Here is a 25,945-nt window from a genome sequence, read left to right as displayed (position 1 = left end):
GTCAACCGATGACACGACTTTTTTAGGGGTGGGATGCGACAGGGGCTTTGAAACGGAAAGGCGTACTCCAAACGATCTCTTTGATCAACGTTTGAGCCTTGTAGCCATCGTCAGCCAGTTTCTTGGTCACTTCTTCGACAACACATTCATCTTCTTCGGTCAATCCGCGTGAAAGGGCGTATCCTAAAACCTTGGAAACGAAATGTCGGATGAACTGGTCTTTGCGATCCATCAACAAACTTTTCAACTCTTGATGACCGTCAAAGGTTTTTCCACCGGGTAATTCCCCTCGCGTATCAATGGGTTGTCCGGCAACCTCATCACGCCAGCGACCAAGCAGGTCATAGTTTTCCAAGCCAAATCCCAGCGGGTCGATCATGTCGTGGCAGCTGGCACAGGTCGCGTTCGCACGATGCTGTTCAAGTTTTTCGCGAAGCGAGCTAGGCACGTTCGCCCCATCGCCTTCTTCCAACGCGGGAACGTCCGGGGGTGGGGGCGGGGGCGGTGTTCCGAGCATCGTTTCTAAAATCCACTTACCGCGCAACACCGGGCTTGTGCGATAGGGATGCGATGAGACAGCCAAGACGGCTCCCATTCCCAGCAACCCGCCACGGTTGTGTTCCTTTTCCAAATCGGTTCGCTTGGGTTGCTCTCGAAAATCACCGCGAATGCGATAGTGCGATGCCAGCTCTCGATTGACGTATGTGAAATCTGAATCGATAAAATTCAAAAGCGAACGGTTGTCCGACAGAATGTCCTCAAAGAAAAAGACCGGCTCATACTTCATTCCGCCTTCAAGTTCAGAGTTGTAGCCTTTGGCAACTTTCGGGTCGGGGATGAACTCTCGGCCGAGCGCTCTCGTTCCGAGCCATTGATCCATAAAGCTTGACGCGAACTCACGTACCTTCGCATTTCGCCGTAGCCCTTCATCATTGATCCGGCTGTGTAGAAGCCTCTCGACTTGTCCATCCAACACTTCACGTTGGTGCAGCTTCCCAGCGGCAGCGAGATTCATTAACTCGTCGTCAGGCATCGACGCCCACAGGAAATAGGACAAGCGTGCGGCTAGCTCGTATTGGTCAACTTCGACAGTTTCTCCCGAAGCATTCGGCGTTTCATACAACATCAAAAACTTGGGGGACACCATCGCCGCTTGCATCGTCATCTCGATCGCACCTGCAAATGAATCCTCAGCTTTAAATGCGTTTTCGAAGACAGCGGTGTACTCGGCGATTTCCTGATCGGTCGCCGGTCGACGAAAGGCTCGCGTCAAGAATTTCTTCAGCACGATCTTTGCGGCTTCAACAGCTGTTCGCGAACCGTCCGGTTCGGCAACGAGTAGCCGACGCCTTGCACCGGGGTCATTGAAAGCGTGACCTAACGCTTCGCCAGCGGCATCAATATACTTCTCTGCGTAGATGGGCGAGATGAACAGTGTTTCGGATGCGTTGTCGAACCCTTCACCGCCCGCACCATCAAAGGGCAATGAGTGTGCGGCGTTGACATGGATACCAAGAAGATCGCGAACGGTATTGGCGTATTCCGTTCGATTGAGCCGACGCAACTGTGCCGGTCCGGGTTGAGCGCCGTTGTCACAGACGGTTTCTAACATCAGATTCCGGATGCTTTCCAAAAACGCCACACGCTCGCTTTCATCAGGCACATCAGCTTCACGTGGCGGCATCGAAAAGTTCTCTGTTCTAGAGACAACTTTCTTCCACGTTTCCAGATGATCACCGATGTTCAGACCAGTTTCGTTCAAACCATTTTCGAATTCCTCCAGTCGCAATCCGCCCTCGGCGTCTTCACCTTGGTGGCAATCAACACAGAATGTTCCGACAAACTTCATCACGCATTCTGGTGAGGCTTGGTCTGCAAACGCGAGCGGAAGCAAGCACGAATTCGAGAGCACAATGATCGAAGCAAACGCCGTGAAAACCGGCAGATGTTCGCGCACCGAGAGCATTATTCGGATCGATGACAATTGACGCATTGTCTGTAAAATTTGAGGCGGGCGGCACAAGTGCGGTAGTTGGTCCCCACCGCTTTTAAGTGCACGTGGTCATGGGATGGGTTGTCCATTGTAGACGGTCAACCTAAAAGAGCGACAGAGGCTTTTGCTGCCGAGCCAATGCGGCTCTTTTGCACGCGTTCAGGTAGGAAAATCGTTGCGTCAAATGCGAAGCCGGCTCCGCATACGTTTCGACACATGACCCGCACGCCACTCACCCAAATGGTGTAGGATTTTCTTCGCCTACCCGCTAAGCGAATTCCCATCAAATCAACGCCCACGCACCATCCCGCTATGAAAAACCCTGCCGACCAAATCGATCGCTTCGCCCGCCAAGAAGTCTCGCGACGAGGCTTTGTGAGCTTTTCCGGGTTGTTTTCGACGATCGTCCTCGCTTCCCAGCAAACATACGCCGACCAATCGGTGCGGCTAGACGTCAATCCGTTTAAGCTCGGTGTTGCATCCGGTGATCCCGACCACCGTGGTTTCGTACTATGGACACGTCTCGCACCGGAGCCGATGCAGCCGGGTGGCGGAATGCCTGCACAAAACGTGGAAGTCACTTGGGAAGTCGCAACAGACGACCAAATGCGCTCGGTCGTCGCAAAGGGAACTCAACTGGCAACCCCTGCGTTGGGTCACTCCGTCCATGTTGAACTGACAGATCTAAAACCGGATCGCTGGTACTGGTACCGTTTCCGTTGCGGTGATGCAGAGAGCACCATTGGACGTGCACGCACAATGCCACATCCGCAAAGTTCGCCATCGAAAGTACGATTCGCAGTCGCGTCCTGTCAAAACTTCGAACAAGGCCTGTTTACCGCCTATGAGCAAATGGCAAAGGACGAACTGGATCTTGTCTTTCACCTCGGCGATTACATCTATGAATACGAGGCCGGTCGAAATGGTAAAGTCCGTACCCACCACGGCCCCGAAGTCGAATCGCTTGAAGAATATCGAACGCGGTACTCCCAATACCGGCTTGATCCCTTGCTGCAAAACATGCACGCGCAGTGTCCTTGGGTACTGACCTGGGATGACCACGAATTTGACAATAACTGCGCGGGCGACATTTCGGAACAAAAAGGAGTCGACCCGGTCGACTTTATGATCCGACGCGTTAACGCCTATCAGGCTTACTATGAGATGATGCCACTTCGGCTCGCCCAGATGCCGACCGGTCACGACATGCGTTTGTATCGAACGTCGCAATTCGGCCAGCTTGCGAATTTCATGGTGCTGGACACTCGCCAGTACCGAAGTGACCAACCCAACAACGATAGAAAGTCTCCTTTGAACGCTGCCGCCTGGGACAAAAACCAATCGTTGCTAGGTCGCAAACAACGCGGTTGGCTTAGCAAAGAACTGGTCCAGTCGCAGGCGAAATGGAACGTGCTAGCGCAGCAGGTGATGATGGGGGTTGTCAACCGCAGCGGCGATGACGACTCGCCAGCTTTCTCGATGGATCAATGGCCCGGTTACATGTACGAACGAAAGCAGTTGGTTGAATTTCTACGCGACCGCGTCGTTTCAAATCCGGTCGTCCTTACCGGAGACATTCACTCCAACTGGGTGAATGAATTGCGAGTGGATGATCGCAATGAAGACGAAAACACCGTGGCAACGGAGTTCGTCGCGACATCGATTTCTAGCGGTGGAAACGGACCCGAGAAACCAAAGAACTTGGACGCGGTGCTCGCAAACAATCCTTGCGTGAAATACCACAATGCCGAGCGTGGCTATATTCGCTGCGAGGTGACGCCGGAACACTGGAAGTCCGACTACATGGCGGTAGACGATGTCCTGAAGCCCGGCGGAAAAACATTTGAACGTATCTCGTTCGTCGTCGAATCCGGTTCTGCGAAAGCCAATCGAGACTAGTTTGATTCGCCTTGCGTAGGGCTTTGAAGAAAACAAAAAACTGGCTCAATTGATCACGTCCAATCAATCGAGCCAGTCCGAGTCCCAATGTTGCTTAGCGGCCGGGAGGTCCATGTTGCAGCATTTGGGTCTGTTCTTCGGTCAGGATTTTTGCGAGCCGTTTATCAACAAGTTCCTGTAGCGCGGCAAGCTTTTTCTGCTGCGCATCGGTCAGGCCAAGCTGGCTGATCAAGTGATCCGGCAAAACGGTGCCCGGACGCGGAGGCTGAAAGCCGCGTTGTTCGCCCGCAAAAGAGCTGTCCGGACCGCCGGGACCGCCGCCAGGAGGAGGTCCGCCGAAACCGTTTGGTGGAGGGCCGTTGAAGCCTCCGGGAGGTCCGCCACCAAAACCTCGCTGCATCCTTCGAGGATCACTCTCGGACTGCTGGCCTACGACCGAAGCGATCTCTTCCCGCGTGAGTTGCCCATCGCCGTTTTGGTCGGCCCTTTGAAAAAGATGCTGCAATCGCGGATCGCTTAGCTCATCGCTGGTCAGAACACCGTCCTGATTGGCATCGTATTGCATCAACTTATCAATTGGCGAACCGGTTGACTGTCGATCCATCCCGCCAAAGCCACGTTGACCACCACGCGGACCAGGACCACCAGGCGGCTGTGCAATTGCAAACGCAGGTGCCATGCACACTGCGATAGAAAACAAGTAACGTTTCATTTTTCAGACTCGAATAGACGTAAAGAAAAGCTTGGTGAAGCGTTGGAAATCGCTGTCGGCAGAAATTCCAACGCGGTTAGCAGTCCGTGCACCCAAAAGGTGGTGACTTTGAACTGGCGTTGAATCCCTGTTACGAGTTGCGTGGCCGCTGCATCTGTCGATCGTCAGGAGTACGACCGAGGACGATATCGAATACGGCGCTGTACTCGTCCATCTTCGAATCAGGTAGCTTTTTGAAGTCTGCCTGAATCAATTCATGGTCTACAAGATCACCCGCACTGCGGAACACGCCATCGCGTGCGTTCCCTTCGTGCCCCCGAATCATGCACTGTGTTGTCAAGACTTCACGATCACCTTGTGAAACCTTGATGTGAATGTGCGGAGCGGGACGCCCCGGATACGGAACAGGCTTGATGGTTCGGAATCGATATCCACCATCTGAAGCGGTTTCGAACTTGCCGTAGCCTTGGAAGTGTTTGTCCTGCTGATCTTTCTTGCCGTTGCTGTCGGCCGAATGAAGATAGACGGCGTTGGCATCACATTGCCAAATTTCGATTGTCGCGTTTCGGACCGGCGAACCACTGCGGGTAAGGATTCGACCGGTGAAGTGTGCAATCTGTCCAACCGCTGGTGTTGTACTGTCCTTGATGAGGATCAGATCATTGTCCTGATCCAAAGGCAGTTTGTCTGGGTAGAAGGGGCCTTCCGTCAATCGCGGTGTCGGCAACATCAATTGCTCGGCGAACAATCCGCGAGTCGTCCATAGCGCCATTGATCCGGTCGCGATAGCACGACGACGAGAGATAAGGTTCATTTGTTTCTCCATTGAAAAGTCGGCGGGGAGGTCGACCACCTGAAAACTCAGTCACCCGCCCACCGTTATGGGCGATTTAGTTCGAGAGTCATCTTACCAAACCCTGCCTCACGCCAATGGTTGCGAGCCCAGCCCGAATCCGCCTAGAAAGTTTCAGAATTTATCCAACAGTTTGCAGCCCCAATTAACAGACCGATCGGAGCTTCAGATGACGGTCGCAAACTGAAATCGAACGGCCCCACGCCTGCTCTGACACACTGCATGGACGCCCATCGCTAGCACAAACGAAAGCTGATCGAGCAAACCAAACTTCAATCCCCGCAACGTCGAGTTCCTTTCAGCTGGCCCGATGCTCCGCCGATTTGTCCATCTCGTTGACGACCGGCAGCGATCGGGTGACAATAGTTGCCACTATTGCGCCCTTCGGCGCCCCCTGCCGCCATTCAGCCCCGCACCTGAAGTCCACCAGTGATGAACCGATTCTTATCGCTCGCGTTTGCCTTGTTGTTCGTTCTGGGTTGGAACGCATTTTGTGAGGCTCAGACACACAGCCTCTTCGATGGCGAGACTTTTGATGGCTGGGATTGCGATCAATCGTACTGGCGAATCCAAAATGGCGCGTTTGTCGGTGAAATCGCTCCCGGAACAAGGCTTAACAAAAACACTTGGCTGGTTTGGAAAGGCGGCGAGCTAGGTGACTTTGAATTGAACTTTCGTTTCCGGCTAACGGGAGGCGCGGGCGCAAACAGCGGTGTTCAAATCCGATGCCAAGTCGACAACGTTGACCACGTTTCCGGCTACCAAGCTGACCTGGATATGGGGGACACATGGCTAGGACGCATCTACGACGAACACGGCCGAGCTTTGTTGGTTGAACGTGGCACAAGGGTCAAGATTGATGCCGACGGAAACCGTCAAAGCGAAGTCTTTGCACCAAAGGAACAGTACAAGGTTCTGTTTCGCGAAGACCGCTGGAACGAATATCGAATCGTCGCAATCGGTCCTCGCATCGACGTCTATGTCAACGGAACTTTGTTCTCTCAACTGTCGGATGTTCAGAAGAACGAACACGACCTCACAGGGAAACTTGCCTTCCAATTGCATAGTGGCGGCGAAACGAAGATCGAGTTTAAAGATATCCGCCTCGAGAATCTAAGCAGTGCAAATCAAGACCGCCTGACCAATTTCAGTTTTAAGCCTGCAGCAAAAGTCGATTCCACAGACAAAAACACCGGAACGTTTCCCAAAGCTTCCAAAGGTGATTCCGCGAGCTTCGGTTTTGAAACCGGATCGCTCCAAGATTGGACAGCCGACGGCAACGCGTTTAAAGGCCAACCTGTCAGTCGTGATTCGATCGCTAGCCGCTGGGCTGGGCAACAAAGCAACAAGGTTGGTGAATTCTTCGTGGGAGGATTCGAGCTTAGCGGTGATGCGCCCATTGGCACATTGACTTCACCATCGTTTAAACTCGATCAACGCTATGCAAGTTTTCTGATCGGTGGCGGCAACTCCGATGCGACACGAGTCGAAATTGTCTCGATCGGAGACGACGGAGCCACGCAAGCAATATTCAAGGCCAGTGGCGACAATCGCGAGCAGATGCGACGTGTCGTGGCAGATCTAAATGACTACCAGGGACAAACGCTGGCTGTAAAAGTCATCGATGAAAGTTCCGGCGGCTGGGGGCATATCAACTTCGATGACTTTCGCTTGCATCAAACTCCGCCCGCTGAGGTCGAACGATCAACCGCCTGGCGTTCGACATTCAATCCTTTGCTGCATCACCTGATCCCCAACCAGCCTACGGTACGATCGGTCAGCAAAGATCTTCCTCAAGTCAACCGAACGGTTGAACAAATGGCGGTCCCCGAGGGCTTCTCGGTTGACGTTGTCGCCGCCGAACCGGATGTGCACCAGCCGATCGCGTTTACTTTCGATACGAAGGGGCGTCTATGGGTCGTTGAAGGACACTCCTATCCCGAGAAACGGGCCGAAGGCGAAGGGTTGGACAAAATCGTGATCCTTGAAGACTCCAACGGCGACGGTGTCTTTGAAACCAGAAAGGTGTTTTCGGAAGGTTTGAACCTTGTCAGTGGAATCGAGGTCGGGTTCGGAGGCGTTTGGATTGGTGCTGCACCGCAGTTGTTGTTCATTCCCGATGCTAACCGCGATGACACTCCGGATTCTGAACCCATCGTTATGCTCGATGGATTCGGCTATGGCGACACCCACGAAACGCTTAACAGTTTTCTTTGGGGACCTGACGGCTGGCTGTATGGGAACCAAGGGGTCTTCAACACGTCGATGATTGGTAAGCCTGGATCCGAAGATAAAGATCGGGTGCACTTGGCAGCTGGCGTCTGGCGATACCATCCGACCAAGCATCAATTCGAAGTCTTCGCCCATGGCGGCAGCAATCAATGGGGACTCGATTACGACATTCACGGTCAACTGTTCATGACGCACTGCCGAAGCCATTGGGGCCAGGGTTCGACCACGCACGTCATGCGTAACGGAAACTACTGGAATCAGGTGAACGGCGGTTATGCACCATTCGTGTCAGCTACAGAATTGCCTGGGATGCCACATATGAAAAACTACCTGCTCGCATCGTCTCGGTACGGGCATGGTGAAGGTGGCGCCGGAAAACGCGGCTCGCGAGAAGTCTATGGTGGACATTCACACGTGGGCACAATGATCTATCTGGGTGACAATTGGCCGGACAGCTATCGCAATCATCTCTTCACTCTGAATTTGCATGGACATCAGATCAATCACCAAGTCAACCAGCGTGTTGCCGGCGGCTATGAAACGGTGCATGCCGGAAATGATGTGTTGTTCTGTGGCGACCAACAATTCGTTGGCGTCGATCTAAAGGTCGGCCCTGACGGTGCTGTTTACATCAGCGACTGGTATGACCCACGGCACTGCCATAATCCCAACGTCGAACTCTGGGACCGAGGAAACGGGCGTCTTTATCGGATGCAGTTTGACTCCGGTTTCAATCCGGTTTCGATCGACTATCAAAATGCGGACGAAAAGGCACTCGTCAAAGCACTCTCGCATAAAAACCATTGGCATGCCCGAGCCGCTCGTTTGGTTCTGGCTGAGCGTTCAGCAACATCGGGCTTGAGAGCTTCCACCCTCGTGCATCTCAGGATGCTACTAGAAAACGATGATGAGTCCATTCGTTTGCAATCGCTTTGGACGCTCGCTGCTTGCGACGAAACAACATTAACTGTACTGACTTCAGCGTTGTCCGACGAAAGTGAATACGTTCGTGCTTGGGCGGTTCAGTTACTGTCTGATTACCCCGAACCGAAAAACGCCAGCAAGGCTATCCTGAACCACTGCGCGAATGAAGAATCGTTGCACGTCTGCCGCTCCATCGCCTCGGCGATACCAGATCTGCAGCCGTCTGACAGATGGCAAATCGTGGAACAGCTACTCAGCCGCGACGACTTATCAACCGACCGCGACCTTCCGATCTTGCTTTGGCAGGTCTTTGCGCCATTGATGCAAAGGGATTTGACACGTGGATTGGCACTTGCGATCGAGTCCCCCAACACTGTGTTCGCGGACTACGCATTTTGGTATGCGGCTAGGCAATCCGAAGTCGGTCGTGATGCGATTGTCAAACAAATCACATCAGCGGATCGGCCACGACAAAAGCAGTTGGTCACATTGTTTGCGCATGCTCTAACGGGGATGCGTAAAATCACACCACCGACCGGATGGGCTGACATTTCAGATCAGCTTTATGATTCAAACGACCCAGCGATGCGGACATCGGCCGAACAAATCGGCGCTAGTTTTTCTGACCCTTCATTATTCAAACGTTTACGAGCGGTTGTCGTTGATAAGACGGCGAACGAATCGGCAAGACGGAGGGCGATTCGGTTGCTAGAAGCCGACCCCGGTAAGGACAACGTGGCGTCTCTCCTATCACTACTAGACGAAGACGCGTTCGCATCGACTGCCTTGCCACAATTGGCACGATACGATCATGCGGACATTCCGCAACGTGTCCTGGAACGATTCGTGAAGTGGGATGCCGGCACGCGTAATTCGGCATTGGAATTGTTATCGAGCCGCCCTCGCTGGGCCGAAAAGCTGCTCGATGAGATAAAGGCCGGGCGAATTGATAAATCACAGTTAACCGCTTACTTCGCCAATCAGATGGCAAACTTAGGCGACACGACGCTGAATCAGCGATTGGCAAGTGAATGGGGCCGTATCGGTGGTTCGTCAGCTGAACTACGAGATGAAATCCGTAAAACGATCAATGCCTACAACGCGGCACCCAAATGGGCATTCAGCGAACGCCAAGGAGCAATCCATTTCAAAAAGCTTTGCGCCGCCTGTCATCAGCCTGAACTGGAACAAGCTCGATTGGCGCCAAAACTCGAAGGCACACGGACCAAAGGCGTTGAGTATGCGATTGAGAACGTCATCGACCCGAATGCAGTGATCGGCAACGATTTTCAAGCTCGTGTGATTCTGACAACCGATGGCCAAGTCGTCACTGGTTTGATCCAATCCGAGACAGAAACGGCGATCGTTGTAAAAACGGCAACGAAGACCGTGACGATCAACCAAGACGATGTCGAAGAGATCAAAATCTCCGAAAACTCGTTCATGCCGTCAGGCCTATTAAATACGCTCGATGATCGAGAACGCATTGAGTTGTTCAAATATATCCTGTCGCTTTAGCCTTTATCATCGTTGTTGTTTTTGACAGAGTAATCAACGATTCAAAGCAGTCGTACGAGATCAAACTTCCACAGGTTCTTCGCGTATCTCGCCCACAAGGCGAAGCAGCTCAATCGCCATATCTTCCAAGTCGGACGCGGTTTTCACCGCGTTTCCCGATCCGCTTGTCGTATTCATCGCTGCCGAGGATACCGCCGATACACTTCGTGCGATTTCGCTGCTTCCTGCTGCGACTTCACCGATACTTTTGGAGATCTCGCCGGTCATCGCGGACTGTTCTTCAACGGCACCGGCGATCGCATTTTGACTCTCGGCGATCTGGCCGATAACCGTGCTTGCCCTTGCAATCGCTTCGATTGCCATATGGGTATCGCTCTGAATCGCTTCAATCTTTGTAATAATTTCGTCAGCGGCGCGAGACGTATCGGCAGCAAGGTCCTTCACCTCGTTGGCTACGACTGCGAAACCTTTGCCAGCTTCACCAGCCCGCGCTGATTCGATGGTCGCGTTCAAAGCGAGTAGATTGGTTTGCGATGCGATCGCGCTAATCGTTTTGATGACCTCGCCGATTTCAGAGCTACTGGATCCGAGCTGACTGATACGGGCGCTCGTTTCTTGGGTGACCGATACGGCTTCCGAAGCGGTGCTGACAGCACTTGATGCGTTGTGCGAGATCTCTTTAATGCTGAGTTCAAATTGCTCGACTGCCGTAGCCAAGCTTCGCGTATTGACACTCACTTCTTCTGCAGCGCTGCTAGCCATGATCGCCTGAGCGGATGTCTCTTCGGCATCTTTTAGAAGTTCGGAGCGGACGTATTTTGACAATTCCTGCAATCGAGCAGCCGATGCGACCAGAGGGTTAACGGTGTCACGTGAGATGATCATTCCGACAGAAATCATCGACAGGGTCAGAAAGATGATTGCCGCGACCGAAATATAAGCTCGTCGCTGGACCAACGATGCCACTTCATTTTCGGCGGTCTTGTTGTATTCCTGCGCCATGATCACCACTCGATCAACGGCATTGCGGTGCTCATCGTAAAGCGACCCGAGTACACCGCGTTCAAGCTGTTCGACCAGTTGCACGTCACCACGCAAACAGGCCGGAATGAACTCTTCGTCTAGAACCCGGTAAAACTCTCGAGCGGGTGTGAAAGCGTTCACGGACTTGATGTGTTTCATCTCGCCCTCTGGCAGCGTGGCTTTCCAGTATTCGTGGCGTGCAAGAAACTTTTTCTCCAATTCCTTGCAGCGTTTGGCATCCAATTTCAACTGTGCTTGCGATGCCCCTTCTTCAACTTCGTTGGCCATGTGCAGCGCCATCAAGTAAGACTCGATGATGTAGTTTGGCGGTGGCAAGATGTCGGCAATCAGATCCTTACCCATCTCGATCCGATCGTAGTAGGGTCCGTGGACTTTGGCGACCGAAAGGGTGTTCCAGGACCAGACCCCGTACAGAAAGAAGGCTATCCCTGAGACGGCAACCAAGGCCGTTAACTTTGCTTTAACCGTAAGCTTCTGAAGATACATTCCGCCAATCCATCTGTTTGCTTGTCTGTTCACCGTTGGCGTTTACGGACGCCTTGTGAAAAAGTGGCTTACAGGTAAAAGCAGACGACAGAAGACGGACTCGGGTTATCCCTCATCCTCAGCAGCAAATTCTCACCGACAACAAAACCGAACCTAACCGGGGGGCATGATTTGACAGGTGCTCCAAGTCGCAAAGCAATAGGCAAAAGCATCTGCTGGAGTTTTCCGGCCTAGTTGTTTTGCTGATCGAGCCCTGAAGCAAGTGATTTAGCCACTATTCGAGCAGGTAATCTTCAAGATCTGAAGCTTTAGAAGATTAGCGTTTGGACGCTAGTAATCGATCGACGTCGAGCGAAACCACGGCGACACCTAACAATGTGTCATCGGCACGAAACATCGGGATACTGGCTTGAACCACCATTTTCCCAACCGTATCGTCGCGACTGGGTGGGAAAACTTCGATCTCCAAGCTCTCGAATGGCTTTTGAAATTTCGCTTCGTCACCTTGAAACCAGTCTGTTGTCCATGAGGCGAGCGCGACGTTGCCTCCGCGGCAATCGACCACGAACAACTCTAAAATGATTCCGTCGGTAGATTCGCTGAAATCACGCAGCTCTTGTGCGACGACTGACCGGGTGTGTTGGTTTCGGAAACTTCGATCTCGACGAGCGGACCAAATGTATTCCGCGTAGTCGTAACTTGGATTATTCATTTCGACTTCATGAGGGTACCACGCTTTCCAGCGATTGCTATACGGCTTCCATTGCTCCCGCTCAATGTTCACCGTTTCTAGCTGGTCGATCAGTCCTTGATGTGCAACCAGGTACAGTTGGACGTGCTTTTCGGCATAGGACTTAACAATCTCGTTAATGCGTTCTTCTTCGACTTGCTGCTGTGCAATATCATCGTTCGCAGCGATACAAAAATCTGAAAGCATCACCAAGACTATGAGAAGAGTGCTGATGCAGTTAAGTGGACTGTTCATAGACGGTCAATTTCCAATCGCTGCGATATACGGATTTTTCATGCCGAAACTCTCAAGCGAAGCAAACATCTTCGGAGCCATTTGATTGATCGGGAAATGGAAAGAGATTGTCGTTCCTACACCGAACTTTGACTCGACAAACAATTCGCCACCTAGGCTTCGACAACATTCACGAACCGCTGACATTCCGATCCCTCGACCGCTAATTTCCGAAGCGGTTTCACGAGTTGTCACGCCATCAAAGGTCAGAACGTCCAACAACTCTTGATCGGATTTGCAAGGTAAGTTGCGTTCCTGTGCCAACTGACGGATTTTGTCCCAATCGATACCGCGACCGTCATCGGAGAGTTTAATAATGAAGTGCTCATCATCGACGGTCGTGCTTAGCTCCAGTGTTCCTGATTGAGGTTTGCCAACCCGCACACGTTCCTCCGGCGTCTCCAATCCGTGATCGATTGCGTTTCTGATAATGTGAACGAATGCCGCCCAGAAACCGCTCCATTCGGTAGGCGCAAGTCTTAAATGTCCTCCGGTACAGCGAACTGATATCTCTCCTTTTCCAAGCCGATTGGCAAGCGCAATCGCCTGTTCACGCACGCGATTCATTCTGATTTCGGTCGCCTCAAGCGTCCAAGAAACCATTCGAGTGGCGATTTGTTCGTGAGGCGTTCGATTGAGCACCGCGATGACGGTTTCGTCATACTCTTTGTATTGGATCTCTAGCCGATCACTCTTGCCTCCCATGATCTGTTCAACATACTGCGTCACTGAGGTCCAGCAAGCGATCAACCGTTCCAGTGTGCCATCTTCGGGAAGGGCGTCCAGTTCGACGATGGACTGTTCCATCTCGTGACAGACACCACCCAGGCGTTCAAGTCCGAATATCGATGCGTTGCCTTTAAGCGTATGCAGTCTTCTTTGAGTCAATGTGATGTCGAGGCCTTCATCTGCAGATAACAGCGCCACGAGGCTATTTGCTTCCTTATAGAACTCCATGAAGCCGACTTGGTCTTCTGTAATCCTGGACACAATCGCCATCATTTCCCGCTGCCTTGTTTCCAAGACTTCCTGTTGGACAGCACCAGTAATGTCGCTTAGTACAACCGCGAGCTTCAGATTGTTGTCGGCATCCGTAAACGGCGAACAGCGAATCGCAAACGTTTGACCTTCATGTTCAAACCTTTTTGGAACTTGGTCGATGGTGACTTCAACCGGCAAGATTCGCCCAAACACTTCTTGCAACGCAAATTCTAGCCAATCACCGGTCGTCTCATCGAAGCGTCGAATGAAATCTGGGAAGGTCTCACCTTGCTTGGGAGCGGCAAGCATTCGTTCGACAGCACCGGATCGCTCTTCGCTGATGATGAAACCGTGATCAATAGTAAAGAACCCCTCATCGACCGAATCGAGTAGGGTTTGGATATCACGATTGCGGTTCGACAACGCTTCCAATGTCTGTTGTGATGCGGCGATCGCGCGATTGGTCGCTTCGGCAATTTCGCCGAACTCCCCTTGGGAATCGAGTTCAAGTCGTGCGGAGAGATCGCCATCGGCAACTTTTTTTAACGTCTGTAGAGTAAGCCGCACACGTTTGAGGATGCGTCTGGAAAGCAGCATTCCCAAGCCAAGTCCAAGCGCAGAAGTGAAAACGTTGCCAACCAACAAACTCTTTTCCGAGAACTCAAGCGACCGTTCTGCCGTCGCGTTCCGCTGCTTGACGCTGTTTTGATGATAGGATTTGAAGGCAGCAATGCTCTCGAACACTTTGCGTTGCAAAGGCGGTACGTCACTTGCAAAAAGCTCGAGGGCGTCCTCGGTGGCGAACACGGTGCATTCATCCAACAAGACCCAAATCGGACGATGAGTCTGCACTAGGTTTGGTGCACTTTCGGCGATCGCAACCGCTCGCCTACGCCCCTCTTCAGAAAACGGGATCTCCAACAATCGTTCGGAAGCTTGTGAAAGCACTTGCCCTTGGTGTCGGGCCTCCGCAAGATGTTTCCGACGCAGTTCCAAGTCATAGACGGCCGCCGCTTTAAGCGTTTCAACGCCCATCTTGGTCAGGGCCAATTCGGCATCGGACGAGGCATGCGATGCGGGCAAGCTGCTTTTCACGATGTCATCGAGGCTTGCGCCGACGCGTGCGTATGCAATCAAACAAATTGACGTCGCCCCAATCATCAGGACGGCCGGCGTGACAACAATGACCATGATTGCAACACTGGTGCGCTGCAATAGACGTCCAGGCGATGGGAGTGGCATAGATTCGCATTGTTAACGGGGATAACCAATGCACGAATCTAGCTCAGCCGAACTAGCTCTTCCGAGGCAGAACGCGATTCGACGTATAACCCAAACCCGATGTCCGTTCACGGGCAAAAACATTGAGGGTTCACTGCCGAAAAATCGATGTCGCTCTAATCCTATGACTTTTTGAAGTGATAGGACCGTTCAACCCGGCAGATGCGCACCGCGAACTCGGCGTACCACAAGCGCCGTCCAAGCTCTTGAACATTTTGATGCTCAGCGACTTGGTGCCAGGCTTCGATCGAATCCCGATCCCGCCAATAAGAAACAGTAATCCCTGTTCCGTCTTGCTCACGAACGGATTCAACGCCAAGGAAACCGTCTTGTTGAGCAGCTAGTGCCAACATCCGATCTGCTGCGCGGTTGTAGTCAACTCCAGAATCTTCATTGCGGATGGACGAAAAGATTACAGCGTAGTGTTCTTCATTCCGAACAGGTGCGATGTCAGATTCTTGCCGCATAACCACATCCGGAATAATGATGCTGATTGCCGGTCCATTGACTACAGCAACATTCGCGCGATGTTGATGTAAATGACAATCCCCAAAATATCGACAATACCGGCGACAAAGGGATTACTCATCATGGCCGGATCGAGGCCAAGCTTCTGAAAAATCAGCGGCAGCGAAGCTCCGAAAAAACAGCCGACGAAGATCACCGCGACGAGCGTCAAAGGGATTACAAAGGCAGCGATCAACGTCGGCGCGATAAATATCGCAACCGCGTATCCGATCACGGCGAGGAACGTTCCGAGAACGCTAGCGACGATGATTTCCCTACCCAGTACCGCTTTCCAATCCGACAATTCGACTTGCCCGCTCGTCATTGCGGTGATCACAAGCGTTGCGGACTGACTACCAGAGTTCCCACCGGCACTGATAATCAACGGGATGAAGGACACCAACCAAATGTAGGTGTTTAGTTCTTCGTGGTAGTGCTCGAGCGCAAAGGCGGTCAGCAAAGCGGCAAAGAACAGAATGATCAGCCAAATGCCTCGTTTCCAAGACAGAGTCAGCAGGCCGATCCGGAGGTAGTCTTCCTCTAAAGGCTCGACCGCCGCGATCCTTTGTGCGTCTTCGGCTAGCTCCTCACGAACAACGTCGATTACGTCATCGTGCGTGATGATACCGAGCAGTTGCCGCCCCGAATCGACAACGGGAATGGCTAGCAGGTTAAAGTGTTCAACCTTCTCTGCAACCGACTCCTGATCCTCGTCCACTTCGGCCACGATCACGTCGGTTTCCATCAAGTCGCCGATCGACTTATCTGGCGTTCGAAGCGACGAAACGAGTTGACGGGTCGAAACGATGCCTCTTAGCAAATTGTCGTCGTCAACGACGTAGAGGTAATAAATCGTTTCGAACTCGCTCGCTTGTTGCCCCAGTGCTTCCAGAGCACCTGTCACTGTCAACGATTCCGACAGCATCGCTACTTCGGAGGTCATCAGCGAGCCAGCGGTGCCCTCGTCGTAAGAACACAATCGCTGAATATCACGGCGATCGGCGGCGGGCAACAACGGCAAGATCGCCTGTGACCGAGCCGCGGTCAGTTGTTGAATCAAGTCGACGCGGTCATCCGATGGGATGCGGTCGACCAATTCGGCAACTTGGCGAGGCTCCTGCGACTGCAGGAGCTCGACTTGTCGCTGTTCGTCGAAGTAGCCGAAAATCTCGGCCCTTCTGTCTGGGTCCGCATATTGCAGAACGGCCCACAGATCTGAATCGTCCAACCCCTCCATGAACTCGGCGGTACGGCCTGCGTTCAAGGTATTGCAAAACTCCGTCAGCTCAGCCGAATTGTCTTCGGCCAGCATCTCGCGGAGTTCAGGCAAAAAGAGGGTATTAACCATCAATTACTGACGCGTTCGACGTATTCGCCTGTTCGAGAATCGACTTTGATCACGTTGCCTTCTTTGATGAATCCGGGAACCGTGAACTCGGCACCGGTTTCGACCGTTGCTGGCTTGGTGACGTTCGTCGCCGTGTCGCCTTTCGCTCCGGGGACACATTCGGTGATAAGAAGCTCGACCATCACCGGTGGCTCGACGATAATCGCGTTACCGTTGTAAAGCGTCATCGTGCAGATCATGCCGTCTTTGAGGTATTTCCAAATGTCACCGGCAACCTTCTCTTCGACTTCGTATTGTTCGAAGGTTTCCTGGTGCATGAATACGTAGTCTTGGCCCTGGCGGTACAAGAAAGATACGTCCGTGGTTTCAACGTCAGCAGATTCCAGCGAATCGCCACCCTTGTAGGTCCGATCCAAGCTAGTACCGCGGATCAAGTTTTTCAGCTTGCACTTGTAAAGGGCGTTTCCTTTACCAGGTTTGACGAACATCATCTCCGTCATCAGGTACGGTTCGCCATCAATTTGGACCTTCAGCCCTTTTCGAAAATCGCTTGTGTTGTAAGTTGCCATGTTTCATTCGGCTCCGTTGAATTCCGATCCGGCGAGCGTTTAGGGGAATGATTGGGCCGGCAGTTTACCGGCCAATTGCGTTTTTGTCCTCACCAGCTTTCCGCCCTGTTTTATCCGGCATCGCGCCTTTCGTCACTGGGACTCCGTCCATGTTCTCCAGCGAACCAAATTCCGGCACAACGGCGGCGACGATAATTCCGTCTAAGGCATCGTCTCCATCGCAATCTTGGCAAAACGCGATGAAAAACGCCATCCGCTGCTCATCGGAGCTGCTGCGTTTTGTCGGGTTGCCAGACCGTTCGGAAGACTTGAATTCGGCAGAGAAATTGTTTGCCGGCGGTGATCCCAAACCGTTTCCGACATTCGTTCCGATCGAATTTGCCAAGCGGATCCGACGGGGGGACCCCAACGACCCAATCCTACGTCAGGTCTTGGCGGTCTCCGAGGAATCTGTTGAATCACCAGGTTTTGTCTCTGATCCCGTCGGTGACTTACTTTCCAGTCAGTCTGGCGGCATTCTGCACAAATACTCTGGTCGAGCTTTGATTGTGACCCACGGGGCTTGTGCAGTTCATTGCCGCTACTGTTTTCGTCGTGAGTTTCCCTACGCGGAACACAACGCGCAAAAGACACAGTGGGCTGAGGCAATTGACTACATCCGCAATGACTCCTCGATCGAAGAAGTCTTACTCAGTGGCGGTGACCCGCTGACCTTATCGGATGCAAAGCTGGAGGAATTAATCAACTCACTTGCGTCCATCGAACATGTCAAGCGAATTCGAATTCACAGTCGCCTACCAATCGTGATTCCCCAGCGGATCACCGACAAACTTGTAGCAGTTTTAAAAGAAGCGGAAGCGATGGTTTGGTTTGTGATTCATTCCAACCACAGCCATGAATTTGACTCTTCAGTCGCCGATGCGATTTCCAAACTGCGACGCAGCGGTATCCCGCTGATGAATCAATCGGTGCTGTTAGCTGGTGTGAACGACGACATTGATACGCTGACCGACCTGTCAAATACATTGATCAATCTTGGCGTTCAGCCCTACTACCTGCACCAGCTTGATCATGTCCGGGGGGCGAGCCATTTTTGGGTGCCCCCGGAAACGGGGCTTCAATTGGTCGAAGAGATGCGTAGTCGCCTGCCGGGCTATGCCGTCCCGACCTTTGTCGTCGAGCAACCTGGCGAATCGAGCAAAACGGTTGTTCGCTAGACCGATTTTGACGTAAAGTGATCTTCGATGGCTGCTTGATTGGGTGATTCGATCACGCCAATTTCTGTGATGATCGCGGTGACCAGTTCGGCGGGCGTCACGTCAAACGCTGGGTTCAGGACTTTAGCGTCGTCAGGCACGATGCGCGTGCCGTGTGGACAGGCGACTTCGTCACGATCTCGTTGTTCGATCGGGATGTCGTCGCCGGAAACCAGATCCATGTCGAAGGTGTTGCTTGGTGCGGCGACGTAAAATGGAATCCCGTGGTGCTTCGCGAGAACGGCGACCGAATAGGTTCCGATCTTATTGGCGACGTCACCCGCCGATGTGATGCGGTCCGCACCGACGATGACTGCGTTGATCAATCCCTGTCGCATCAGGGCCCCGGCCATGGAATCCGTGATCACCGTCACGTCCACGCCAGCTTGCGATAGCTCCCATGCGGTTAAGCGACCGCCTTGCAACAACGGACGCGTTTCATCGGCATAAACCTTGATCGCTTTACCAGATTGATGCAGATGATAAATCGGCGCCAAGGCGGTTCCCCAAGTCGATGTTGCCAATCCGCCAGCGTTGCAGTGCGTTAAGACCGAGTCGACTTCGGCAAGTAAGGCAGCACCGTTTCGACCGATGGAACGACACATGTGCCGATCTTCTTCATGAATTTTTCTCGCTTCGGCAATCAAAGTCGCATGCAGGTCCGGTTCAGAAGTCGCTTCGACGACCGCTTTCATCCGATCCAGAGCCCAAAATAAGTTGACCGCTGTCGGTCGACTGGTGGCCAGATACTCGATCGCTTTTAGGTAATCCGCTTTGCTTGCCGGCTGCCCCTCAGTCTCGGATTTTGCCAAGCAAACCCCATAGGCGGCAGCAATCCCAATCGCCGGAGCACCGCGAACGACAAGACGGCGGATCGCATGGTGTGTCTGCTCGACAGTTTCGCATACCAGGTGTGTCAACTGCATTGGCAACTTTGTCTGATCGATCAGTTCCAGTTGATTTGACGTAAAACGCAGTGTTTCAGGGGCGTGCATCGCCAATAATCCAGGCGTTGGAGGGATCGGGTGCCATCGCTACATTAATGACCTTGTTAAGTACCGATGTCAAAACCAGATGTGTGAGCAAACCGAGTTGGACGCGTATCGCTTGCCCCACCCCATCGCGGAAGAACGCTCGAGGCGAGCAACGGCGTTGGGGCGGCATTGCGTGGCATGGTTTGCGAAAACGATTGCTAAAACAATAATGGTTTTGCCCTATTAGACGTTGGCCGTACGACGTTTGAAACCGCCCGTCCCATCGATGGCTCTGAACGAAGAACCTGTTCAAGATGACTTGGACCGAACTTTGGCCAGAGTGGAACTTCGCGAGTTTTGTTCTCTTGATCAACTTTTGGATAACGCTGCCGATCGAATTACGCGTCGGTTTAGTCAGCCTGACGGGTCTGTTGTTCGGCGTCCTTTGCAACTACGCCATCTATAACTTCGCCTGGAATGCTCGGCCCATCGGTCCGTGGGCCAAACCCTCGCCCGATGCCCCCAACCGCAACCTAAGCGACCGGCTGCCGATCGTCGGTTGGCTGGGCCTTCGCAGGGAATCAGCCATCCATGGTAGGGGGTTTTGGCTCCGGCCAGCCCTGATTGAAATCGCGATGATGATCGGACTGCCGTGCTACTACTGGTTCGCGACGCAAACCGGTCAGCTATTGCCGATCGGTTTCCGAGGGGCTGACGTGATCGCTTTGGCAGAACCTTGGTTGACCACGGTGTTTCTGTCGCATGCGGTGATGATTGCGATCATGGTCGCAGCCACCTTTATCGACTTCGATGAAAAAACGATTCCCGACACGCTCACCATTCCAGGAACCATTTTCGCATTGATCTGTGCATGGTGCTCCGTCTGGGTGTTTTTGCCTTGGGCAGGCCCCAACGGCCCGTTGCCGACAATTTTCACCGCCCCGGCGGGTGTGGGAAATCAATGGCAGGGGCCACAGGGATGGTGGACCGCGATCGCGATTTGGTCCGGCTGGTGCTTTGCATTGGCGAATCGTCGAGTGATTTTGCGACGCGGTTTGGCTAAAGCCCTCGAGTATTTCATGGCGTCATTGGTCCGCAATTACAACTGGAAATTGCTGCTGGCGATCTGGATCGTCGGCGCAGTGACCTTGCGAATCCTCTATTCGATCGGCGGCGTCCAGTGGATCGGCCTACTGTCCGCATTGGTCGGCCTGGGCGTCGGTGGCGGAGTGGTGTGGACAATCCGCATTGTAGGTAGTGTCGCGATGCAAAGAGAGGCTTTGGGGTTTGGCGACGTGACTTTGATGGCCATGGTTGGCGCGTTTATCGGGTGGCAGGGTTCCGTGATGGCGTTTTTTGTCTCACCGATCGCTGCCATCGTAATCGTGATGATCTACTCCATCGTGACGCGAAATGCTGAAATTCCCTTTGGTCCCTACCTTTGTGCCGGGACAATGTTGACCATTATTTGGTGGGATGACCTCGTTGGAGGCTGGTTCATAGGCAACTTCGCCATCCTCGGGCCGTTCATCCTTTGGCTGTTTATCGCCCTAGCGGGTATGATGGGTGTAATGCTGTTCTGCTATCGAATCACGTTGGAGTGGTACCGTGGTAAATAGAGACATTTCGAAAATGCTTAAACGAACCCTTTCTTTTGCGACCGGACACGCTTTCATTACCGCAGCGGTCCTCTTGACCGGATGCGATGATTCAACCAGACAAGCTGCGCTCGAGTCGTTTCCGGGAACCGAACTTATCGTATCGGAAACGTCCACCGTTGCGTTAGCCGTTGTGGACAAGCCCATTAGCGGCGACGAGGCCGAAAGCTCAAAATCTGAAAACAAGCCAGACGCTGCGTCTGAGACAACCGCGAAGGCGGAAGACAAGAAGGATACGAAAATGACCGACGAAGCAGACGAAGACAAAGTCGCGCAGGAGCAGAAGGCAGTCGATGTCTACAATTTTCTCAATGCGAAAGAAAACTACGTCATCATGAAAAAGGGTACCGAGCGTCCGGGTCCGGGCGGGTACACCCTCACCAAGCGAGCGGGGACCTACATTTGTCGCCGCTGCAACGCCGCGCTTTACAAGAGCGAAGACAAGTTCGACAGCCACTGCGGATGGCCGAGCTTTGATGACGAGATCAAAGGTGCTGTCAAACGTCAGCGTGATGCTGATGGCTTTCGAGTCGAGATCGTTTGCAACAATTGCGGCGGACACCTCGGACACGTCTTCGAAGGTGAACAGTTGACCGAGAAGAATACCCGCCACTGTGTCAATTCGATCTCGATGAAATTGATTCCAGAAGGCAAGCCACTGCCTCCAAAATTGGTGCTGGAATCGAAAATCAATTCGGAAAGCGAATCGCCTTCGAAAGAACAGCCCGCAAAGAAGTCTGAAGAAGAGTAAAAAGCTCTTCGGTTCGCATTTCCCCGATCAGCAGACCCCAATTGAACAGCAGATGCGTTTTGGCGCGTCTGCTGTTTTTTTGCGCCTTGTCGACATGATTCTGTGTGGATTGTTTGGCCACGGAACCCGATTGGCTGTGCTAGAATAGCCGCCCTACAACCCACCTCTATTCATCGTTCCCTCCATCGGACCGCCTCCTACCTGATTGACGACATGCCACAACCAAAAACGAATCGACGCCAAGTTCTAAAAAGGACCGGTGCTGCAGCCGTTGCCGCTGCAGGCTGGATGTCCGGTAGCCAACTGATTATCACCGGTACTAAAGCGAGTGGCCAAATCAACGGAGCGAACGATCGGGTTCGCATCGCCGTTGCAGGTTTGAACGGTCGCGGTCAGTCACATATCGGCGGATGGAGCGAGCAAAAGAATGTCGAACTAGCCTACGTTGTCGATCCGGCCGCCAAGGTGCTCGAGCGAACCATGGGCTCGCTCGAAAAGCGTTCCAAAGGAGACCTGGTTACCAAAGGCGTTGACGACATTCGTAAAGCTCTCGATGACCAATCACTCGATGCGATTTCGATCGCGACCCCAAATCACTGGCATTCGCTGATGACGATTTGGGCTGCCCAGGCAGGCAAGCATGTCTATGTCGAAAAACCGATGAGCCACGATATCGCGGAAGGTCGAGTCGTCGTTGAAGCTCAAAAGAAGTATGGCGTTGTCATTCAGCACGGAACACAGCGACGAAGCAACGCAGGCATCGCCGGTCTTCACGAGGCGTTAAAGTCAGGCAAGCTTCCTCGATTAAAGATCGCCTATGGCTACTGCTGCAAGCCGCGATCTGGCATTGGCATCAAACCGATTACGGATCCGCCTGCTGATCTAAACTGGGACCACTGGAAAGGCCCTGCCGTCATCAAGAACTATCACGCCAACTATGTACCGTACAACTGGCATTGGTTCTGGGAAAGCGGCAATGGCGACCTGAATAACCAGGGAACCCACCAGTTGGATGTTGCGCGATGGGCGATCGACGACGATCAAACGCACCCCGTCCGCACAATGGCAATCGGCAATCGATTCCAATGGGGTGACCAGGGAGAAACGCCGAACACGATGTTTGCAATGGCCGAATATGCCAACGGGCAAATGGTGTTCTTCAACGTTCGGAACGTCAACTACAAGGGATACCAGCATCAAGTCTTCAATGAATACTATCTTGAAGACGGCAGCGTGATCACCGGCGAAGGTCGGTACAAGATTCTACGCCCTGGAGCGTCTCAACCTGAACCACTGGAGATTGAACAAGGCAATGTCACCCCCGGTGGCAACTGGGGCGCGTTCATCGCCGCAGTTCGGGCAAATGATCCGTCAATGGCCAATGGGAATGTGATGGACGCCCACTACGGATGTGTTCTCGGCCACATGATGAATAACTCGTATCGCTTAGGCGAATCCGTTTCGCTCGCCGACTCCGAAGTTGACTTTGGCAACGACGACGCCGCAGAGCACTTTGGCAAACTTCGTTCTGTGATGACCGATGGGGTTGGCATCGCGAAAGATGCACCGTGGCAATTGGGGCCAACGCTGCAGTTCGATGCCGAAAAAGAAATCTTCGTCGGTCCCAAAGCTGAGGATGCAAACCAGTTGCTGAAGGACCCAAACAATCCTGGTTATGAAGTTCCTTCGGTTGAAACCGTTTAACCAGACAAGCTGGGAACAACGCCTCGAACATCAACGAATGTTGCGTTGTGGTTTTGCGTCGTTCACTTAAAAAGAGTCGGTGTTGGCGCGAGGCGACTACTTCGATGTCCACAACCATCGAAACAACCCGCCTCGAAGTGAACCAACATCGTCACCAATACGAAAACGTCACAGCTTTCAAATCGTGGAAAGCTGTGACGTTTCTATTTCGTCGCGTTCAGTATTTACAACAGCGGAATCATTGCCAGCAGATTAAGCTGACTGAGCCATCAATTGCGATTGGACATGCAATTGCTTTAGCAATTCTGTATCGCTGAGCACCTTCGCTCGTTCGCTTACAGGAATTTTCTCCAAGTCGGCTTCCGCGATTTCCTGTGTCTGCAATCGATCTTCACTGCTGAGCGGACGGTCAGCGTCACTTGCCTTGAGCACGCGACAGTGGATTCGAAAGAACCCCGGATCGTCCAACACACGGCGGAACAGTCGTCCCGATTGCCCAGCCATCGCTTTTTGATTGGCCGTTAATGCTGTCGCAAAGTCGCGGCTGAGCTGCAGTGGCTTGATTTCTTCTGGAATCGACAACACGCCCCAGCGTGCAAGCACCTTCCCGGCCGCCTGGCTACCAAGCAGCATGATCAAAGGAATTGCCAGCAGCAGTCCGGTGACGATTGGTAGGAACCAGATCAACAAAGCTGGATTTGCCAAATAGACCATCGTGGTGATTGCGATTCCGGCGAGCGTAAATCCTAGCCCCTGCCGAAACGCGTCCATCAAGGTCACACCGTGCTCGTCTCGTTGCTGAGCGTTCCACTGAATTTTCTTGCCACGAAGCGTTGCAATCACGAATCGAGTGTGAAGTAACGCCATGATTGGCGAAATCAGAATCGACATTGCTGCTTCGACGCAAACGCTGGCGGTCAACTTCCGCTTTGAGCGTTCTTCATCGCGTTGTGTTTTGGCAGTGATCGCGAGTCCATAGATTTTTGGAACTAACAGCATCAACATTGCTGCAGCAAACAGTGCCAGTTGGCCATACGCGGCAACCACGCCAACGTTTTCAGCCGCGCCGTCGAGTAACCAACCGGCGATGCACGCGATGGTAAATGCGATCCAAAGTGGCGAGCTGACGTAAGACATCACGCCACTTGCAAAGTGCAGACGACTGGGCAGCCGAAAACCGGACGAAAGGATCAACCGCGAGTGTTGCAAGTTGCCTTGGCACCACCGCAAATCTCTCTGTGCATAGTCTGCAAGCGTTGTTGGACATTCTTCGTAACTGCCGCCAAGATCGTCCGCCAATCGCACTTTCCAGTTTGCAGCAACCATCAATGCGGCTTCTACGAAGTCATGGCTTAGGATCGCACCACCAAGTGGCGCAACGCCAGGAAGAACGGGCAGGTCGCAATGATCACGAAACGCATCGATTCGGATGATCGCGTTGTGCCCCCAATAGTTTCCTTGGTCGCCCGCCCAGCGGTCAAAGCCACGAACGAAGACCGCACCGTATGCGTGTGCCGAAAACTGCTGTAGTCGTGCAAACAGAGACTGCCGTCCGATTGGGATCGGTGGAACCTGCAAGATGCCCAGTTTCGGATCGGCCGACATCCGTCGAACCATTTCAACGAGCGTTTCACCTGACATCAGGCTATCCGCGTCGAGGATGACCATAAACTGATGGTTACCAGACCACCGGGTGCAGAAGTCTGCGATGTTGCCTGCCTTGCGACCAATATTTTCAGAGCGATGGCGATAGTAGACTCGCGCCTGACTACCCAAACGCTTCATCATTTCGGACCAGACCCACTGTTCGGCGAGCCACTTTTCGTGGTCCGTCGAATCGCTTAGCACGTAGAACTCGAAATGCTTCGTCGCGTTCAACCGCATCAGATCGCGATACATCGCTTCGACGCGTGCGAAAACGTCTTCGGGAGACTCGTTATAAACCGGAACGAGTACCGCGCAGGAATTCAACTCTTCTGCAGCAGCCCTCGTCGATTTTACGTTCGCATTCGAGCGTTTCTCACGCAGCAAATGGATAACTCCAATCGTCGCGACCGAAAACGAAAAAGCGATCCATCCGAATAGGATGCCAAACAAGATCGCACCGACCCATTCAAAGACGTTGGTTCCGCCAACTTGAATGGTTCGTACATAAGCCCACATTCCAAACGACGTGATCGCGATCGTGGTGATCGCGATGCCTTGCCGCGTCATCGACGTATTCATCGTAT

The 25,945-nt window shown here is 52.9% G+C and carries 18 protein-coding genes; 6 read left to right on the top strand and 12 right to left on the bottom strand.

Features of this window, described 5'->3' with window-relative positions; translation table 11 throughout:
* Positions 1-22 precede the first annotated feature (22 nt).
* The gene (locus LOC67_RS23855) at positions 23-1,966 is read right to left on the bottom strand and encodes a DUF1588 domain-containing protein (RefSeq protein WP_230265353.1); all 1,944 of its coding nucleotides are present in this window, start codon (positions 1,964-1,966) and stop codon (positions 23-25) included.
* A gap of 339 nt (positions 1,967-2,305) precedes the next feature.
* On the opposite strand from LOC67_RS23855, the gene LOC67_RS23850 reads away from it, so the two are divergent.
* Positions 2,306-3,892, top strand: a complete 1,587-nt coding sequence (locus tag LOC67_RS23850) for an alkaline phosphatase D family protein (protein WP_230265352.1) — start codon at positions 2,306-2,308, stop codon at positions 3,890-3,892.
* 94 nt (positions 3,893-3,986) lie between these two features.
* Here LOC67_RS23850 and LOC67_RS23845 read toward each other — a convergent pair whose 3' ends face one another.
* Both LOC67_RS23845 and LOC67_RS23840 read right to left on the bottom strand, forming a co-directional pair.
* Complete coding sequence (locus tag LOC67_RS23845) at positions 3,987-4,604, bottom strand: EF-hand domain-containing protein (protein ID WP_230265351.1); 618 nt, start codon at positions 4,602-4,604, stop codon at positions 3,987-3,989.
* A 130-nt stretch (positions 4,605-4,734) separates the two neighbouring features.
* A complete protein-coding gene (locus LOC67_RS23840; protein ID WP_230265350.1) occupies positions 4,735-5,418 on the bottom strand; it encodes a protocatechuate 3,4-dioxygenase in 684 nt (227 codons plus the stop codon).
* Positions 5,419-5,889: 471 nt separating this feature from the next.
* On the opposite strand from LOC67_RS23840, the gene LOC67_RS23835 reads away from it, so the two are divergent.
* On the top strand, positions 5,890-10,131 hold the full coding sequence (locus LOC67_RS23835) for a PVC-type heme-binding CxxCH protein (protein ID WP_230265349.1): 4,242 nt from the start codon (positions 5,890-5,892) through the stop codon (positions 10,129-10,131).
* A 60-nt stretch (positions 10,132-10,191) separates the two neighbouring features.
* Here LOC67_RS23835 and LOC67_RS23830 read toward each other — a convergent pair whose 3' ends face one another.
* From LOC67_RS23830 to LOC67_RS23800, 7 genes are all read right to left on the bottom strand, one after another.
* A complete protein-coding gene (locus LOC67_RS23830; protein ID WP_230265348.1) occupies positions 10,192-11,661 on the bottom strand; it encodes a methyl-accepting chemotaxis protein in 1,470 nt (489 codons plus the stop codon).
* A 316-nt stretch (positions 11,662-11,977) separates the two neighbouring features.
* On the bottom strand, positions 11,978-12,646 hold the full coding sequence (locus LOC67_RS23825; protein ID WP_230265347.1) for a PDC sensor domain-containing protein: 669 nt from the start codon (positions 12,644-12,646) through the stop codon (positions 11,978-11,980).
* Positions 12,647-12,652: 6 nt separating this feature from the next.
* Positions 12,653-14,908 (bottom strand): ATP-binding protein, encoded by a 2,256-nt coding sequence (locus LOC67_RS23820; RefSeq protein WP_230265346.1) that lies wholly within the window; start codon positions 14,906-14,908, stop codon positions 12,653-12,655.
* A 161-nt stretch (positions 14,909-15,069) separates the two neighbouring features.
* Positions 15,070-15,414, bottom strand: coding sequence for an antibiotic biosynthesis monooxygenase family protein (locus LOC67_RS23815; protein ID WP_230265345.1), 345 nt, complete (start codon positions 15,412-15,414; stop codon positions 15,070-15,072).
* A 41-nt stretch (positions 15,415-15,455) separates the two neighbouring features.
* The gene (gene mgtE / locus LOC67_RS23810; protein WP_230265344.1) at positions 15,456-16,802 is read right to left on the bottom strand and encodes a magnesium transporter; all 1,347 of its coding nucleotides are present in this window, start codon (positions 16,800-16,802) and stop codon (positions 15,456-15,458) included.
* Positions 16,802-17,371, bottom strand: coding sequence for an elongation factor P (gene efp / locus LOC67_RS23805; RefSeq protein ID WP_230265343.1), 570 nt, complete (start codon positions 17,369-17,371; stop codon positions 16,802-16,804). The genes mgtE and efp overlap by 1 nt, the downstream gene beginning before the upstream one ends.
* 64 nt (positions 17,372-17,435) lie before the next feature.
* Entirely contained in the window at positions 17,436-17,624 is a 189-nt protein-coding gene (locus LOC67_RS23800; protein WP_230265342.1) for a hypothetical protein, read from the bottom strand.
* Between LOC67_RS23800 and epmB the strand changes: the two genes are divergently transcribed.
* On the top strand, positions 17,611-18,588 hold the full coding sequence (gene epmB / locus LOC67_RS23795) for an EF-P beta-lysylation protein EpmB (protein WP_230265341.1): 978 nt from the start codon (positions 17,611-17,613) through the stop codon (positions 18,586-18,588). The genes LOC67_RS23800 and epmB overlap by 14 nt on opposite strands.
* Here the strand turns inward: epmB and mtnA are convergent.
* Positions 18,585-19,622, bottom strand: coding sequence for an S-methyl-5-thioribose-1-phosphate isomerase (mtnA, locus tag LOC67_RS23790; protein ID WP_230265340.1), 1,038 nt, complete (start codon positions 19,620-19,622; stop codon positions 18,585-18,587). The genes epmB and mtnA overlap by 4 nt on opposite strands.
* Before the next feature lie 293 nt (positions 19,623-19,915).
* Here mtnA and LOC67_RS23785 point away from each other — a divergent pair, with 293 nt between their 5' ends.
* The 3 genes from LOC67_RS23785 to LOC67_RS23775 all read left to right on the top strand — a co-directional run bounded on the left by LOC67_RS23785 (position 19,916) and on the right by LOC67_RS23775 (position 23,714).
* A complete protein-coding gene (locus LOC67_RS23785) occupies positions 19,916-21,220 on the top strand; it encodes a prepilin peptidase (RefSeq protein WP_230265339.1) in 1,305 nt (434 codons plus the stop codon).
* Between the two features lie 13 nt (positions 21,221-21,233).
* Positions 21,234-22,010: a methionine-R-sulfoxide reductase gene (locus LOC67_RS23780; protein ID WP_230265338.1), complete on the top strand. Its 777-nt coding sequence runs from the start codon at positions 21,234-21,236 to the stop codon at positions 22,008-22,010.
* 213 nt (positions 22,011-22,223) lie between these two features.
* Positions 22,224-23,714 carry a Gfo/Idh/MocA family protein gene (locus LOC67_RS23775; RefSeq protein ID WP_230265337.1) on the top strand — a complete coding sequence of 497 codons (1,491 nt, stop codon included), beginning with the start codon at positions 22,224-22,226 and terminating at the stop codon, positions 23,712-23,714.
* A 252-nt stretch (positions 23,715-23,966) separates the two neighbouring features.
* Here LOC67_RS23775 and mdoH read toward each other — a convergent pair whose 3' ends face one another.
* Positions 23,967-25,940, bottom strand: coding sequence for a glucans biosynthesis glucosyltransferase MdoH (mdoH, locus tag LOC67_RS23770; protein ID WP_230265336.1), 1,974 nt, complete (start codon positions 25,938-25,940; stop codon positions 23,967-23,969).
* Positions 25,941-25,945: the final 5 nt, after the last annotated feature.

This window comes from Stieleria sp. JC731 (assembly GCF_020966635.1).
Taxonomy (GTDB): domain Bacteria; phylum Planctomycetota; class Planctomycetia; order Pirellulales; family Pirellulaceae; genus Stieleria.
Note: the sequence above shows the minus strand (reverse complement) of the source record. Positions and strands in the feature narration are given on the sequence as shown.

What these genes read in the sequence shown, in the direction of transcription:
- LOC67_RS23815 (WP_230265345.1), bottom strand. Translation starts at nt 15,414, where the DNA reads ATGCGGCAAGAATCTGACATCGCACCTGTTCGGAATGAAGAACACTAC.
- mgtE (WP_230265344.1), bottom strand. Translation starts at nt 16,802, where the DNA reads ATGGTTAATACCCTCTTTTTGCCTGAACTCCGCGAGATGCTGGCCGAA.
- LOC67_RS23800 (WP_230265342.1), bottom strand. Translation starts at nt 17,624, where the DNA reads ATGGCGTTTTTCATCGCGTTTTGCCAAGATTGCGATGGAGACGATGCC.
- LOC67_RS23835 (WP_230265349.1), top strand. Translation starts at nt 5,890, where the DNA reads ATGAACCGATTCTTATCGCTCGCGTTTGCCTTGTTGTTCGTTCTGGGT.
- LOC67_RS23840 (WP_230265350.1), bottom strand. Translation starts at nt 5,418, where the DNA reads ATGAACCTTATCTCTCGTCGTCGTGCTATCGCGACCGGATCAATGGCG.
- LOC67_RS23775 (WP_230265337.1), top strand. Translation starts at nt 22,224, where the DNA reads ATGCCACAACCAAAAACGAATCGACGCCAAGTTCTAAAAAGGACCGGT.
- mtnA (WP_230265340.1), bottom strand. Translation starts at nt 19,622, where the DNA reads ATGCACGCCCCTGAAACACTGCGTTTTACGTCAAATCAACTGGAACTG.
- epmB (WP_230265341.1), top strand. Translation starts at nt 17,611, where the DNA reads ATGAAAAACGCCATCCGCTGCTCATCGGAGCTGCTGCGTTTTGTCGGG.
- mdoH (WP_230265336.1), bottom strand. Translation starts at nt 25,940, where the DNA reads ATGAATACGTCGATGACGCGGCAAGGCATCGCGATCACCACGATCGCG.
- efp (WP_230265343.1), bottom strand. Translation starts at nt 17,371, where the DNA reads ATGGCAACTTACAACACAAGCGATTTTCGAAAAGGGCTGAAGGTCCAA.
- LOC67_RS23830 (WP_230265348.1), bottom strand. Translation starts at nt 11,661, where the DNA reads ATGTATCTTCAGAAGCTTACGGTTAAAGCAAAGTTAACGGCCTTGGTT.
- LOC67_RS23780 (WP_230265338.1), top strand. Translation starts at nt 21,234, where the DNA reads ATGCTTAAACGAACCCTTTCTTTTGCGACCGGACACGCTTTCATTACC.
- LOC67_RS23855 (WP_230265353.1), bottom strand. Translation starts at nt 1,966, where the DNA reads ATGCTCTCGGTGCGCGAACATCTGCCGGTTTTCACGGCGTTTGCTTCG.
- LOC67_RS23785 (WP_230265339.1), top strand. Translation starts at nt 19,916, where the DNA reads ATGACTTGGACCGAACTTTGGCCAGAGTGGAACTTCGCGAGTTTTGTT.
- LOC67_RS23845 (WP_230265351.1), bottom strand. Translation starts at nt 4,604, where the DNA reads ATGAAACGTTACTTGTTTTCTATCGCAGTGTGCATGGCACCTGCGTTT.
- LOC67_RS23850 (WP_230265352.1), top strand. Translation starts at nt 2,306, where the DNA reads ATGAAAAACCCTGCCGACCAAATCGATCGCTTCGCCCGCCAAGAAGTC.
- LOC67_RS23825 (WP_230265347.1), bottom strand. Translation starts at nt 12,646, where the DNA reads ATGAACAGTCCACTTAACTGCATCAGCACTCTTCTCATAGTCTTGGTG.
- LOC67_RS23820 (WP_230265346.1), bottom strand. Translation starts at nt 14,908, where the DNA reads ATGCCACTCCCATCGCCTGGACGTCTATTGCAGCGCACCAGTGTTGCA.